Here is a 13,321-nt window from a genome sequence, read left to right as displayed (position 1 = left end):
TCGCGAGTCCCCAAACCATCGACGAGGCCGCCCGACGCTCCCTCAGCCTGACCAATGAGCCGCTGCCCGGCTGCTACAGGCCGCGCTTTCACGGTGTCCATCACGACGACGCAAGTCGAGACCGCCAGGAAGGACCTCAAGGAAGGCTTCGACGTGATCGTGTTGGACGCCCGTTGCTCGCTTGATGCCCTGCAAATACCAGCTCGGCAAGAGAGTCGGCCAATTCCTTGCTTTCGCCGAAGAAGAAGGCTTCGTAGAAGCGCTTGTCTTTCACGCCGCCAACGGAGGCAGCGAAGGTGTTCCACCAATCGGTCACGCGCGCGGTAGTCATCCTGTGCGGCCGTACGTTTGAGCAGAGACGCATGCTCACCGAGGCAGCGCCGACAGGATAGCTGTCGCTCGTGGCCGACTGCTCATGGCCAATCGTGTTGAAAAACTCGTTTGCGCGAGGACGCGGGTCAAGGCCCGATTGCATGTCGCAGCGCCCGTGTGATGCATTGATGGCCGTCAGAGCCGCGCACAAGGGTTCTGACAGGATTCCCATTGAGGCGGGTCCCGAGGAGCAGTCAACGCCTGGTCGTTGGCCCCTGGATCGAAATCGCTCAAGGGACAGCGTTGATTCCGAGTTTTTCAACACAATTGGCCGCGAGCACCAGTTCGCGGCCGCGCTTGAGGACTGAACCGCTCCGCTCGCGGTAGCCCGCCGCTGAGCTCGGCGCGGAAGGCAAACATTGCGCCCCTGTCCATGTTGCGGAGCGAGGCCATCGGCCTCGTTCTTCGACAGGAGCACGACCATGACCCCAGCGACACCCGCGGTCCCTGCGTTGCGCCAACGCATGCTCGACGACATGCGCATGCGCAAGCTCGAACCCAAGACCCAATCCACCTGCATTCGCGCGATGCATCTCGCCGGCTTCCTGCAGCTGTGGCGCGACGATCCGGGTGAAAGGCTTCTCATCCTGATTTGACGCGCCGCAGGCATTCCGCGGGTTCCTCCCGCAAGGCTTGTCCGGGCCAAACGCCGTTCACCTTGCCCTGCTCCACGCGGGCTTCGAGAAGTCGCACACGCCCTGCGGGAAGATGCCTTGCAGGTGCAGCTTCTCCGGGCCCGTGAAGGCCACCGGCGCGCAGTCGGCGTGGCGCGGGAGTCTTCGGGTAACGCAGGGTCGTTGGGAGAGTGATCGCCGAGTCCGCTGCGCGCAACGCCCACCCCCTCCCGCAGGCAGGGGGACAGACAACCAACATGGACCTATCCTGACGGTTTGGTGTGAAACCACTCTTGGGTCCGAGATGGCCGGAGGCAGGTGGTTTCGCGAAGAGACATACAAGCAATGGTCACAAGCACCGCGAGGCGGACAGCTTTGCATTGCTTCCAAGGATGAGTTGGAGGTTTGGTAAGCATGCAGCAGTCCGAGCGAAACCTGGATCGGTTCCTGGCGTGGCTCAGAAGCGAGGGGCCGGAAGCGGCCTTGCAGTACCTCAATAGCGGCGTACCGCATCGCTACAGCGCAATCTACAGATTCGAAGGAGAGCTGCTTCGCAACGTGGCCCTCCATGACAAGCGCAGGCAGATGCGTCCACAGTTTCTGATTGCTGTACCGTTCAAGCAAAGCTTCTGCCAGTTCGTGCGCAGGGACCAAGTCTTTCGCACTGAAGATTCCGCAAGCGATGAGCGTCTCGCAGGCCATCCCTATCGAGGTGTTGTCGTCTCCTATCACAGCGCTCCAGTCTTGAACGACCAAGGGGCCTTGTGGGGAACCATGAGCCACTTCGACATGGGCCGCCAACCGCTGCCGGAACCGGAGTTCGATCTGCTTCGAGAAGCAGCGTTGGCGCTTGGAAGTTTTGTTGCGCATCTCGTCGAGTGACCGCGCGCTCCCCCTTGTCGGGCGGGATCCTGGCATCGCCTGCGGCCTCGTTCCGCGCTGGCTGAACGATCGAGCCATCGCGGATTGATCGACCGGCAATGATGATCGCCAGGATGACCATCGGACCTCCGCAGTGGCGGCAGAAGGAGTTCGGCCGCCCGGATGCCGGCGCGGCTGCCGCGCGAGCCGTTCAGTCTGCCGCCGCGAAGGCTCTGCGCCGCGCGAATCATGACTGGTCGCTGCCACTCGGGTCGACATGCCGGGATTTCCACCATGGGCATTGCCGATGATCCAGAGCGTGCATGGCGACTTCGAGTGGATGGGCTGCGACAACGGGATCCCGTGCATCACCTGGATCTCCCCTTCGATAGAAATCCAGTTGCCGTGTCCGCGCTTCGCGCGACTGCGCGAGCATGCCCTGAACCGTCTTATTGATCCGGTCCCGGGAGACGCAATCGCTCGTCAATGCCCTGCGTCGTACCACGACTGTGCCGCATGGTCTCCATGTCATGTGTGAGCGTCTCGTTCTGTCCGCGCAAGGTGGCCACCTCGTCTCGAAGCTGCTCGATCTCGTTGGCAAGGTCGAGCATGCTGCGACGAAGCTGAGCATTGTCTTCATTGGTTCTGCTGATCTCTTGCGCCGAGCGCTGCCGAGAAGCTTCGACCCTTTGCCGCAATTCGATGGCACTTGCGGTCGAGACGGCAAACAGGCCCTGCCCCAGGGTGCAGCCCACGGTGCACGCCGCACTGGCGCTGATCAATGCGGCGCCCATCAAACGGGAAAGCTCGGCCCACCCAGAGTCACCATTCGGCAGGCCGAGCGCGCCAGGCGCCGTTGCCGAGGTTTCCATTTGCCCATCTTATGGGGGCGGCCCGGAGTCGCTGAAACCGGCCGGCATGTCCCTGGGGAGCTGTAAAGATTTGCGGTGCGCCCCACTTCTGTTGGCTGCCTGTCAATCACGGGCAATCCGCCCGTGGTCCACGGCGTCAGTAGTCGAACTGGGCGTCCGCACTACCAGGGCCGATTTTCCGCATCCGGGCGTGAACCAGGCGGTGGTTGAGGTGCTGCTGACCGCCCGTTTGCGCACACGCTGTCCCCGATCATGCGTTGACGCAGCGGGGTAATTCCCGAGGTGATCGTGTCCATGATGGCTGCTGCGTTGATGTCGGGGCGGAACTGCCTCGCCGCCAACGATGGCGGCAAGCGGGTCACGACAAGTGCATGGGGTGCGCGAGGCGCATGGCGCGAAAATAGGAAGGGACTCTCCCTCCTTCCAGTGGTGGTGCTGAATCGCCACGATTGAGCTTGCGATCATCCATCGGAAGCCATTAACAGGAGAATCCCGAACGAAGTGCGCGCACCAATATCGCGGGCAGGTGTCGACCTTGCCATGCAAGTCATTCGGGTTCACGCGGTGGACACCTCGCGCCGACGTGTGGTCGCGCGAGCGTTCAAGCGCGATCAGTTCTTCGCATGGCGCGCACAACTGCCTGCTGGTTGCGATGGAAGCGTGCTCGAGCGTGCACTACCGGGGTCGCAAGCTGCGCGCGCAAGGGCTGGACGCCCGACTGATTGCGGCCCACTTGGTCACCCCAAACCGCAGGAAGGCAGGAGTGGAAAAACGCGATGCGACTGACGCCGTGGCGATTTGCGAGACTGCGTCGCGACCGAGCATGCGCTTCGTTGCCGATCAAGACGTCCAAGCGACAGGGCGTGATGGGTCTGCACCGTGTGCCTGCGGCGCGTCAATCAGGATGAGAAGCCTCTCACCCAGATCGTCGCGCCACGCGCCGCGACTGCGACAACCGATCAAAGATGCATTTGACAGGTCAGACCGGCAGCTGGTGAACTCGATCAGCCTTGCACGGCGGCAATCGGGCTCAACCACGTCGCGCGAATGGAGCCCGGCTGAGCAGCAAGGCCGTTTGCAGCTTCGCCGTACCGTCCACCCAGGATCGATCAGAAGTCACCCGGCCCAAAAAGCGAATCCGGATTTGGTGTGGGCGCGGGCTGTTGGGCGGTCATCGCCACGTGCCCGCGTGCGTTGCCAAAGCCACTTTGCGCACGAACGCGGCGGGCGAATCCGGCTGCGTGGCGTTTTTTTCAACAGGCCATGGAGGTCGCGCTGCAAACGAGCAGGTGCGCAGACACGGCTTGGCCGCATGGTGGTCCCAGACGCAACCCGCTCGCGGCGCGCCAAGTCGTCAGGCTTGCGCGCCTTGACATCGAATGGTGCTTCGCCCAAGCCGGAGCGGATCGGGTCGCGCACGGCTTCGGACTCGTTGGCGTAGACCTTGTGCCCCACCTGTTCGCCAACTGTGTGCCAGGCGCCCTGGACTGCGTCCGCGGCGTGTGCGTCCACCGCCATGAGGCGCGACTCGCCAACGTCGTTCGCGAAGATGACCGCAGGCAAGCCATGGTGCGCTCCTGCAAGCGAGCGGACCACCCTGCCCTGAACGACGCGGCCGGGATGTGGGACAACCCGGGCGCCCGCTGCGCTCGGCGGGCTACTCCACCCAAGCTTTCACGGCGCTCATCGGGTTGCACGTATCCCAAGGGCTCCGGCAGGGGCGAACCCGCTACGCCACAGGAGCCTGCCGAAGCCATAATCTTCGCCATGACGTCCGTCCAGGTCCTGGACGCTTTCTCCAAGCTACTGAAGACAAGAGGTCTCGCGGGTGGCCTCGCCTGGCTGAATGAGGGCGTGCCCCTGCGATACACCGCGGTCTACCGTTACGCCGGGCTCATCCTGAAGAATGTCTGCCTGCACGACGCCTTGGGCAAGCGGCGGCCGTCCTTCCTGACGGCGATGCCCCTCGACAAAAGCCTCGCCCAATATGTCCAGCCCGGCGAGCCGTTCCGGACACAGGATTCGACGCGGGATCCCCGGCTTGAAGGACATGTTTATGACGGCATCCTCGTGTCGTACCACGGCACCGCACTGGTGGTGCCAAGCGGCCATGCCTGGGGCGTGATGTGCCACTTCGACTTCGCCCCGGTCGCGCTGGCAGACAGCGCCTTTGAACTGCTGGAGGCCGTGGCGCCGATCGTGGCCTCGTTTGCCGTGGACCCCCATCGGGAGCCTTGAGGCGCCAGGCACCACGCCCGCGCTGGCCGGTGCGCCGGCCGCTGGCTGGCACGCAGACTGCACGGCGTGCACCCCCGGTGTGTCCATCCAGCGTCCGGGCCCCGAGACGCCTTCTTGTAATGCGCCCTGGGCGGGCTTGCGGCCTTGGCCGGACATGCCCGCTGGAGGTGGGAGCCGGCGCCCGAGGATGGGTTGCTTCGGCGACCGCCTTCGCCACCTGCGTCCCAGCGCACGCCCGCCGGCCAGCGGCGTGGGCATGGTGGTTCGCAGCAAGGTGGCGCAGGCCGGCAAAACCGCTGCAAGTGCCGGCGCCATCCCGGCACGCTCGTCGCCCTCCCTCGCGGAGGACTTTTTTTGGGGCCGGCGTCCCCCGCAACGGGATCTCCCCGAATGGCGATCGGCGGTCCCGCCACGCGCTCCCCGATGCGCTGGCCGTTGTGGCGTCTCTACAGGAGGCGCAGGGTGGCGAAGGCCAGCACCACGAAGATCACCACGATGAAGATGATGTTGCGCCATATGGACGGTTCACTGGAACCGCGATGGCCTGCCCCGCCCGGCAACGAGGCGTATTGGCTGGGCCGCTCGTCGCGATCGGGGCGATCGACCCACCAGCCGGTGTTGTGTTCTGTGTCATCTGGCATCCAGAAAGTGTAGCCAGCAGTACTACTCTCCTCGCCACAGCCCTGTGACATCTGGCCGGATCCGGGCAGAAATCTCATGGGCTCCGGCAACACTTGCGGGCCACTGCGCGGCTCGCCTTGCTTGATCCCGGCCTGCGCGTCCGGAGATCCCGGGACGAGCTGTCCGTGGCACCACGTTGCGCTGTGCAACAACAGCACACGCAGCGCACCTCGGGAGGCTGTCCGCACAGAAGGCGCCTTGGGCCCTGCCCTGCCGCCGCGCACGCCCCCACCCACCCGTCCTGGCCACTCCACCCGGCAGCCTGGCATGCCTGGCCACCGTCCGGCGGCGCGTCGCCCGTTCAGGGATCCGATCGCGGGCTGTCGCCGTGCCCCGACTGCCAGAAGCGCCACCAGGGCCGCTGCGCCTGTGGCGGCGTTTCCGGCGGCAATGCCTGCAGCTGGCTCGCCCGCGCACGCCGTCTCACTTCGACCTCCAGCGCGTGAGCGACCCCGTTGGCATCCTTTTCTCCACGCAGCGCCCGGCCGCGCCAAGCGACGGCCAGGGTCTGCAGTTCGTCATCCCCGACTTCAGCAAGCTGCTCGGGCGTAGGCAATTCAATCATCAGTTGTCACATCGAGACCGTTCAGGCCGACAGTTTGCACCTTTCCGGCATCCCCCGGCGCAACCCCACACCTCAAGGATCCGGTTTGCTCGCCTTTCAGGCCATATGGCAACGGCAGGAGACATGGGGCACATCCCTGCATCCTGTCCGCGCACGCCCAACGCCAAGCCACGCGCGGCGAACGCGTCGGCCCCGCTGGAAACGTCCGTCAAGGCCAGATGTAGGCGCTCACTGCCCAATCGCGTTTCTTGAAGAAGCCAAAGCCTGACTTTCAATCCCGCGGCGCCCGCATTGCGTTGTGTTCTCCAAAACAGTCTCATCGGAACCGTCCCGAATTGCAGTCGAACACCGGCAGTCGCCGTATTGAAAGTTTCCGTGAAACATTCTGTCGCATCGTTCCTGATGTTTTAAGAAATGCGATTTTTCTTTTCGTGACAAGGAGTTGCATTCGCCGCGTTGCGGCCGCGCCTAAAAAGTTTCACGCCATTGCAGCAAAAAGCCGACGACCGTTCCAGACAGCGCTATATTTGGTTAATACGTAACCATATTCAATTGCCCGGCCTTGCTTTCTGCCACTGATCGCACTGAATTTCCGTCCGATGCGTTGCCCGATGCGGCCAATGCAGAGACCACCGTCTGGCCCCGGGTGAGCAGCATCGCAGACCTTGGCCGGATCCTGGTGATCCTTCACGGGGCGAGCGCGCCGTCCGAAGCGACGCTGAAAAAGTGGAGCGCCGGCGGCGAATTCAGGGATTGCCGTGCCAGCCCCCCGTTGGCGCCGGATACCGAGCCCCCCGCGAACCGCGCTGCCACCAGCTATTCAAAACCTGGCCGGCCCGGCCTGCAGCTGCTCACGGACAAGGCGATCGCCCGCGTCTACGAGCTGTGGCCGCAACTGGCCGCCTCCGATCCCCGCGCGGTGTTCGAAGAGGCCGTCGCGCGGACCGCCCGGCAACTGGCCGCGGCATTGGGCCCGCTGGTCCACGAGAAGGCCGCAGCGGTCGCGCCGCCGCCCGGGGCGGCCAACGCCAGTTCGGCCCATGGCCCCGCCTCCCCGCAACCTTCGCTGGCCGCCTGGCAGCAGCGCGTGGAGCACACCCTCACGACCCTTTCGGAGGACGTGAAGGAATTGCGACGCGAGATGGCCCAGTTCTCCGCGATGCGCAACAACCTGATCACGCGCCTCGACGAAGTCGTGGCCCGGTCGCGCGAGACGCTCCTGCACGCGGGGCGTTCCGATGGCAGCGGGCATGACCCGGTCGTGGAAGCGCGCCGCGACCGCGACATGGGCGTCATCAAATCGACCATGGAGCAGATCGTGTCGGCACTCGAGCGAATGGAAAAATTGAGCTGACGCGGACCGGGCGCGCCGCCCCGGCAAAGGGCCGCTCGCGCGCAATGTTTCACGCCCCACCAAGGCATGCCAGCGACGCTTCCGGGTCATCGTGCGGGGCCGCTCGCAACTGCAGTACCGTACTGCACCCTGACAAGCGCCGCGCGCGCCAACCCCCATACGCGCCGGGATTCTCAAAAACGGGGAATCGAGGCCGCCCCGTGTCCGGTGCAGTACCGTACTGCACATCCGCAAGCATCAGCGGCGCGACCGTTCCCAGCACAAGTAATCTCGCGCAAGTGATCCGCTGCGACATCACGCGCTGGAGGGTGCAGTACCGTACTGCACTGCGATGAACCGTTGAATTTTCGAAGCCAGCACCTCCACGCGGGCGCGACGGTCGCGATTGCGCACACGTCATGCACAGGTCGGCGACCTGCCAAATACGCGCAGTGGGCGTGCAGTACCGTACTGCACGCTGGCGGATGCCCCGCCAGCCACGTCCGGGTCCGACGGAGTGGATTTGACTGCCTTGCTTTCCAGGGCGACGGATCGACGGACGCCACTGCACTACCGTACTGCACCCCTGCCGAGTCAGCCCTGCATGAACGTGAATCCGCGCCCACAACGAACCGGGCCTTGCCATCCGGGAGTGCAGTACGGTACTGCACGCCCGGCCAGACCGCCTTCAGCCGCTGCGGCCAGGCCCACGCGCACGCGCACGCGCACGCGCACGCGAAGGCTCCTTCTTTCTTGCCGCCGCCTTCTCCAAAGCGATGAAGTCTGCTGCAGTACGGTACTGCACCCCGCGGGCACCCCCTTCGTGACAATCGATGTTGCCCCAACAACGTGCCGCACCGCGCCGTCCGCAGGTGCAGTACGGTACTGCACCCGCCCGCACCCCAAAAAAAGAGCGCCTCGCGGCGCCCTCTTCTTTTCCATTTACCTGTTCCGACCGCCGGCTTCACCCGGCTGCGACAAAACGCTCCAGCCAACTGGCCAGTTCCCGTTGGCGTTCCGGGGTCAGACCGCCATGGATCCGGATGGTGCCCCGCCCTTCCCCCTCGATTTTCAGGGTCGCAACCGTCTTGCCATCCCGGGCGAACGCCTGCACGGTCGCGGCCGGTGGCAGCTGGACGGCCACTTCCTGCGGCGACGTAAGCGCCGCAAAGATTTCCTTCGCGCTCATGCTGCCGCGCTGCGCCGCGATCCGCTCCGCCCGCGCCAGCACCCCGGCCGGATCATTTTCATAAGCCGCCTTCAGGGGCGCCGACCAGCGGAACTGCAGGTCCAGCGGCGAGGCAAAGGCCTGCAGCACCTTGTCCGGCAGGCGCGCCAGCACCAGCGCCCTGGACAGGTTGGTCGAGTCCACCCCGATGGCAGCGGCCAACTGACGCAGGGACGGGTACAGGCCGCGGTCCAGCGCCCGCGCATACATGACGCCCTGCTCCCAGGCCGACAGGTCCGCGCGTTCGCGGTTCTCCCGCTCCATTTCCACGAACAGCGCCTGGTCGTCCAGGTTGTCGACAAAGGCCAGCACCGGCAGGCCCAGCTGCAGGCAGGCCTCATGCCGGCGATGCCCGAAGACGATCTCGAAGGCCGGGCCCTCGCCCGGATTGACGATCGCCCTCACCTTGATCGGCTGGACGTTGCCGCCCGCCTCCTTGATCTCGTGCTTGAGCGCCTCGAACGCCGCATTCGTGAAACTCGACTCGTGCCGGTTGGCGTAGTCACTGCGCCGGATCCCCTTCGGATCGAGCAGGCGCGTGGCCTTCGCCCCCTCCCAAGTCTGCAGCTCCTCCACCGCATCGTGCAGGCGCCCTTCCAGTTCCGCACTCCTGGCCGCCTGCTCCCGCAGCTGTTCGTTTTCCCGCAGCAGCTCCGAGCGCTGGTCGTTGGCCAGCGCCATCATGGCGCCCGGCGCCGTCTTGGGCCGCGCCGCCTCCGGGTTCGGCGTCGCCACCGGCATCAGCGACGCGAAATCAATCCGGGAAGCCTTGTCTTTGAGTCCCATGTCAGACCACCGTTTCAAGAACCTGCCGCTCCGCCACCTGGCGCGCCCACACAGCTTCGATCTGCTGCTCGATCAGTTCGCACATCCGGTCGTAGGCGACGCGGGCCCGCGAAAACGTCTTGGAGTTCACCGACCCGCGCGGCAGGTCATAGACGGTCCCGAACTCGGCACTGGCCGTGGCGGCCACCGAAGTCTTCGGGATCTCGATCGGCAGCACCTTGTCGCCATACCCTTCCAGCACCCACTGGCGCACCACCGAACTGGCCGTGTCAGAAGCCTCCACCCGGGACAGCAGGACATCGATGAATTCGAAGCTCTTGTCCTTGCCGCGACTGCGCACGAGCTGGTTGCACAGGTCGGAAAACAGGTCCCAGAACTGGGCAGAACTGGCAAAGTCCAGCGCCGACGGGGGCAGGGGCATGATCACCCCGTCGGCCGCCATCAGCGCGTTGATCGTCACATAGCTCAGCGAGGGCGGGGTGTCGATCACGATGACGTCGTACTGCTCGCGCGTCAGGTCCAGGCCGCGGTCCAGCACCCGCCAGAACTCGAAGCCGGCATCACGCGCCTGGCGCGCCGGCAGGTGAAATTCCGCGCCGTAGAGGAGGGGGGCTGCGCAGACCAGATCGATGTTGGGCCAGTAGGTGGACCGGATGGCGTATTGCAGGTTGTCCTCGTCACCCGTGAACAGCGACATCGCCGTGTGTTCGGTTTCCACCTCGGCATCGGGCAGCACGCCAAAGAGGGTGGTGGCCGAGCCCTGTGGGTCGAGGTCCACCAGCAAGACCCGGTGCCCCCGCATGGACAAGCCCTGGGCGAGGGTGACCGCGGAAGTCGTCTTGGCCACGCCGCCCTTGAAATTGGCCACCGTGATCGTGATGCCGGCCGCACCTTCCGGGCGCAGGTGCTCGGCGCGCAACTCGCGCGCCCACACCTGCGATTCGGCCATCGTCCACTCCCGGCTGTTGCCATGGATCTCGCCGGTGGGCAAATCCCCGCGCGTCAGGCGATAAGAGATCTTCGACTTGTCCACCCCGCACAGCTCGGCCAGTTGCACCGCCTTGAGCCTCGGTGCAGACTTGGCCGCCGTCGGGGCCAGCATCGCCGCGCGTATCCGGTCCATCATGCCGGCAACCCTGTGGGCCTGATGCTCGATGTCCTCCAGGTTCTGACGTCGGATGGTTTGCTTGATGTCCACGGATTCTTTCTTGGAAGTTTGAGTGTCATGCGATTATGCCCATGACCCTTGAAAAAACGAAGAAACGTGCGCGTCTCTCAGAAAGCGCCCGCCCGCGCCGTCGTTTTTTGCCGTTTTTTCCTTGCTTCTCCCGGGATTAAGAGAAGGACTTGAATACCTTAATAAGATTAAGGCCCGGCGCAAGAAAGAAATTCCTGTTTTAAATCAACAAGTTACAGAGTTTCTCTCGTGCCATTTGTCCGACTCCGCATCGAAAGTGTCCAGCTTCTGATCGCTTGTGTCCGGACTTCCATCGCTTCACGTCCAGCGCCTGATCGCGCTGTTCAAGACTTGTCCACAACCCCAAAACCGGGCCGAAACGGCGCCTTTGGGGCGATATGGGTGAAGTGTCCCGCTTTCCATCGCCCCAAAACAAGGCGGAAAAGCCGTCTCGACGACCATGTGTCCGGGTTTTAACCGCCCGCCGGCCGGTGCCACCACGCGCAACTTTCTCGAACTGTCCAGCTTCTGATCGCCTTTGGCGGCTCCGATCCCGTCCTGGACGCGCGGCTGCCTCCCCTCCGCAGCCCTGCACGGTCCTCCGGCTTGTGTCCAACGCCGTTTGGACATACGATTGGCCGCCCATGAACCTTCCGAAGACCGTTGCCCATTCCGGCACCGACGATGCCCTCGAGCTGCGCAAGCCGCACGAGATGATCGTCATGATGCCGCGTTCAGCGCGCGTGACGCTGACCGGCCGGCGGATCTACACCGCGCTGCTGCAAATCTCGCAGACCCGGCTGGTCGACATGCCCGCCATGCCCGCCGCGGACTTCATGTTCGAGGCGCCGCTGGCTGCGGTGCTGCGCACCACAGGCTCCAGCGGCAGCGAACGCACGGCCGCCAAGCGCTACCTGCTGGAGATGCGCAGCCTGGAGGTCGACTGGGAGTCCACGGCCCCGGGGGACGGGGTCAAGTGGCGCGGCTTCTCGATGCTCTCCGAAGTCGCGCTGGAAGTGCGTCGCGGCGAAAACTGGGTCAGCTGGTCCTACCCGCCCACCATCATGTCCGCCCTGCGCGAACCCCAACGCTGGGCGACCATCGACCTGGAAGTGCTGGGCAAGCTGGGTTCGTACACGGCCGTGGCCCTCTACGAGATCTGCATCCGCTACCGCGACAACCCCAGCGGGGTGACCAGCCGCAAGCCCGTCAACTGGTGGGTGGATGCCCTGAGCAATGGCCCCGGGCCGGAGCGGCGCGAGTGGCGCAAGTTCAAGAACGAGCGCGTCAAGGACGCCATCACGGAAATCAACGCGGAAACCGAGCTCGAGATCGAACTGATCGAGCACAAGCAGGGCAGGCTGATCCATGAGGTGCAGTTCGCCGTGAAGAAAAAGCGGCTGGCGCCCGCACCCCGGCCCGCGAACCTGGCCCCGGTGGATGCCCATCTGGTGTTTCGCGCCGAAACGCTGGGCATCCGTGAAATCAAGCTGGAAGGCCTCATCAAGGAGTTCGGGGACGACCGGGTGCGCGAACAGATTGCAGTGCTCGAGCGCCGCGCCGCCAGCAAGAACCTGCGTTCGATCGAAAACGCCTTCTCCTACCTGCGCTCGCTGCTGCGCAACGAGCCGGCGACCGACCCCGCGCCGCCCGTCGCCGCGGTGCCGGCGCCATCGCGCCCCGCGCCGCCCGCACCAGCGCCCGCCACGCTCCAGCCCGCGGCCAGCGACAAGTCGACCTGGTTGCGCGAGCAGATCGACGTCATGAAAAAAGAACTCGCCGCACTCGATCCCCCCACGCTGCAGGGGTGGGTGAACCGCGCCCTGCAGGACCTGGCGCGCAAGGGCGCCCTGAACGCCGTCATCAGCCGGCGCGCCGCCCAGGGCGACGTGCTGCACGGCATGCTGGGCTCCGCCGTGGTCTACGCCTACGCCGACGCCACCTACGGACCCGACTGGAAAGTCGACCGGCAGCTGTTCGATGCGCCGGCGGGCAACGGCAAGTAGCCCGACACGGCGGCCGGAGCGGCCGCAATTTTCGCCATCGACGCCTGGAACTGCCTGCGCCTTCGCTCCAGCGCGGCTTCGTGCTCCCGCTGGATCTGGCCAGACATCTCCCTCATCTTGCCGGCGCCGGCCTTCATGGACAGGTGCAGCAACGACACCCGCCTGGACGATGGGCGGCAGGGCAGGGCAGGGCGGGGGCACCTGCCCATTCACCCGCCATCGACGGTGGCCCCCGGACCGGGCGCAGCCCGGCCCTTCCTCCTGCGCGCCGTTTGCGTCGCCCGTCCGGGCCTCACCCGCGCCCCACCTGCGCCCCACCCCCACCCGCGCCTCACGTCCGCGATCTTGCGCACGCGCGCAAGCTGTGCGCAAATCACGGACGACACCCCCATGCAAGAAATCCGCCTTTGCTGGTCACGCGGCCAGGTCGACGACAACGGCCGTCCCGTCACGGGCGGCCGCTGGTTCCCGGCCAAGCCCGTCAATCGCGAACTGGCCGAGCGCGTCCGGCAGGCGGGCGACGCAGTCTACGGGCCAGGCTCCCACTGGATCGAGGAACGTGAGGCCTGAACCGGCTTCCAGCGCCGG

At 65.2% G+C, this 13,321-nt stretch carries 13 protein-coding genes; 6 read left to right on the top strand and 7 right to left on the bottom strand.

The features are described 5' to 3' along the window. Positions 1–136: 136 nt before the first annotated feature. Positions 137–544 carry an ASCH domain-containing protein gene (locus QTI66_RS34825; protein ID WP_286564943.1) on the bottom strand — a complete coding sequence of 136 codons (408 nt, stop codon included), beginning with the start codon at positions 542–544 and terminating at the stop codon, positions 137–139. 250 nt (positions 545–794) lie between these two features. Here QTI66_RS34825 and QTI66_RS34820 point away from each other — a divergent pair, with 250 nt between their 5' ends. Beyond that, positions 795–968 carry a hypothetical protein gene (locus QTI66_RS34820; protein ID WP_353506267.1) on the top strand — a complete coding sequence of 58 codons (174 nt, stop codon included), beginning with the start codon at positions 795–797 and terminating at the stop codon, positions 966–968. A 57-nt stretch (positions 969–1,025) separates the two neighbouring features. On the opposite strand, the gene QTI66_RS39755 is transcribed toward QTI66_RS34820, so the two are convergent. Continuing rightward, positions 1,026–1,367 carry a DUF6351 family protein gene (locus QTI66_RS39755; RefSeq protein WP_353506266.1) on the bottom strand — a complete coding sequence of 114 codons (342 nt, stop codon included), beginning with the start codon at positions 1,365–1,367 and terminating at the stop codon, positions 1,026–1,028. Positions 1,368–1,400: 33 nt separating this feature from the next. Here QTI66_RS39755 and QTI66_RS34815 point away from each other — a divergent pair, with 33 nt between their 5' ends. After that, complete coding sequence (locus QTI66_RS34815) at positions 1,401–1,868, top strand: GAF domain-containing protein (RefSeq protein WP_286564942.1); 468 nt, start codon at positions 1,401–1,403, stop codon at positions 1,866–1,868. A gap of 428 nt (positions 1,869–2,296) precedes the next feature. Here QTI66_RS34815 and QTI66_RS34810 read toward each other — a convergent pair whose 3' ends face one another. Beyond that, entirely contained in the window at positions 2,297–2,719 is a 423-nt protein-coding gene (locus QTI66_RS34810) for a YbgF trimerization domain-containing protein (protein ID WP_286564941.1), read from the bottom strand. 1,767 nt (positions 2,720–4,486) lie between these two features. On the opposite strand from QTI66_RS34810, the gene QTI66_RS34805 reads away from it, so the two are divergent. After that, complete coding sequence (locus tag QTI66_RS34805; protein ID WP_286564940.1) at positions 4,487–4,957, top strand: GAF domain-containing protein; 471 nt, start codon at positions 4,487–4,489, stop codon at positions 4,955–4,957. A gap of 446 nt (positions 4,958–5,403) precedes the next feature. Here the strand turns inward: QTI66_RS34805 and QTI66_RS34800 are convergent, their stop codons facing one another. Both QTI66_RS34800 and QTI66_RS34795 read right to left on the bottom strand, forming a co-directional pair. Continuing rightward, positions 5,404–5,598 carry a hypothetical protein gene (locus QTI66_RS34800; protein WP_286564939.1) on the bottom strand — a complete coding sequence of 65 codons (195 nt, stop codon included), beginning with the start codon at positions 5,596–5,598 and terminating at the stop codon, positions 5,404–5,406. Positions 5,599–5,939: 341 nt separating this feature from the next. Further along, positions 5,940–6,203: a hypothetical protein gene (locus tag QTI66_RS34795; RefSeq protein ID WP_286564938.1), complete on the bottom strand. Its 264-nt coding sequence runs from the start codon at positions 6,201–6,203 to the stop codon at positions 5,940–5,942. Positions 6,204–6,765: 562 nt separating this feature from the next. On the opposite strand from QTI66_RS34795, the gene QTI66_RS34790 reads away from it, so the two are divergent. After that, positions 6,766–7,557 carry a hypothetical protein gene (locus tag QTI66_RS34790; RefSeq protein WP_286564937.1) on the top strand — a complete coding sequence of 264 codons (792 nt, stop codon included), beginning with the start codon at positions 6,766–6,768 and terminating at the stop codon, positions 7,555–7,557. 943 nt (positions 7,558–8,500) lie between these two features. On the opposite strand, the gene QTI66_RS34785 is transcribed toward QTI66_RS34790, so the two are convergent. Together QTI66_RS34785 and QTI66_RS34780 are read right to left on the bottom strand one after the other, a co-directional pair. Further along, the gene (locus QTI66_RS34785; protein ID WP_286564936.1) at positions 8,501–9,550 is read right to left on the bottom strand and encodes a ParB/RepB/Spo0J family partition protein; all 1,050 of its coding nucleotides are present in this window, start codon (positions 9,548–9,550) and stop codon (positions 8,501–8,503) included. A 1-nt stretch (position 9,551) separates the two neighbouring features. Continuing rightward, entirely contained in the window at positions 9,552–10,748 is a 1,197-nt protein-coding gene (locus QTI66_RS34780) for a ParA family protein (protein WP_286564935.1), read from the bottom strand. 623 nt (positions 10,749–11,371) lie between these two features. Between QTI66_RS34780 and QTI66_RS34775 the strand changes: the two genes are divergently transcribed. Beyond that, the gene (locus QTI66_RS34775; RefSeq protein WP_286564934.1) at positions 11,372–12,733 is read left to right on the top strand and encodes a replication initiation protein; all 1,362 of its coding nucleotides are present in this window, start codon (positions 11,372–11,374) and stop codon (positions 12,731–12,733) included. Positions 12,734–13,123: 390 nt separating this feature from the next. Beyond that, positions 13,124–13,303, top strand: a complete 180-nt coding sequence (locus QTI66_RS34770; protein WP_286564933.1) for a hypothetical protein — start codon at positions 13,124–13,126, stop codon at positions 13,301–13,303. Positions 13,304–13,321: the final 18 nt, after the last annotated feature.

This window comes from Variovorax brevis, assembly GCF_030317105.1.
Classification (GTDB): domain Bacteria; phylum Pseudomonadota; class Gammaproteobacteria; order Burkholderiales; family Burkholderiaceae_C; genus Variovorax; species Variovorax brevis.
Note: the sequence above shows the minus strand (reverse complement) of the source record. Positions and strands in the feature narration are given on the sequence as shown.

Excerpts from the sequence above, each read along its gene's own strand:
- QTI66_RS34825 (WP_286564943.1), bottom strand. The coding sequence starts at position 544 with ATGGGAATCCTGTCAGAACCCTTGTGCGCGGCTCTGACGGCCATCAAT.
- QTI66_RS34820 (WP_353506267.1), top strand. The coding sequence starts at position 795 with ATGACCCCAGCGACACCCGCGGTCCCTGCGTTGCGCCAACGCATGCTC.
- QTI66_RS39755 (WP_353506266.1), bottom strand. The coding sequence starts at position 1,367 with ATGCAAAGCTGTCCGCCTCGCGGTGCTTGTGACCATTGCTTGTATGTC.
- QTI66_RS34815 (WP_286564942.1), top strand. The coding sequence starts at position 1,401 with ATGCAGCAGTCCGAGCGAAACCTGGATCGGTTCCTGGCGTGGCTCAGA.
- QTI66_RS34810 (WP_286564941.1), bottom strand. The coding sequence starts at position 2,719 with ATGGAAACCTCGGCAACGGCGCCTGGCGCGCTCGGCCTGCCGAATGGT.
- QTI66_RS34805 (WP_286564940.1), top strand. The coding sequence starts at position 4,487 with ATGACGTCCGTCCAGGTCCTGGACGCTTTCTCCAAGCTACTGAAGACA.
- QTI66_RS34800 (WP_286564939.1), bottom strand. The coding sequence starts at position 5,598 with ATGCCAGATGACACAGAACACAACACCGGCTGGTGGGTCGATCGCCCC.
- QTI66_RS34795 (WP_286564938.1), bottom strand. The coding sequence starts at position 6,203 with ATGATTGAATTGCCTACGCCCGAGCAGCTTGCTGAAGTCGGGGATGAC.
- QTI66_RS34785 (WP_286564936.1), bottom strand. The coding sequence starts at position 9,550 with ATGGGACTCAAAGACAAGGCTTCCCGGATTGATTTCGCGTCGCTGATG.
- QTI66_RS34775 (WP_286564934.1), top strand. The coding sequence starts at position 11,372 with ATGAACCTTCCGAAGACCGTTGCCCATTCCGGCACCGACGATGCCCTC.
- QTI66_RS34770 (WP_286564933.1), top strand. The coding sequence starts at position 13,124 with ATGCAAGAAATCCGCCTTTGCTGGTCACGCGGCCAGGTCGACGACAAC.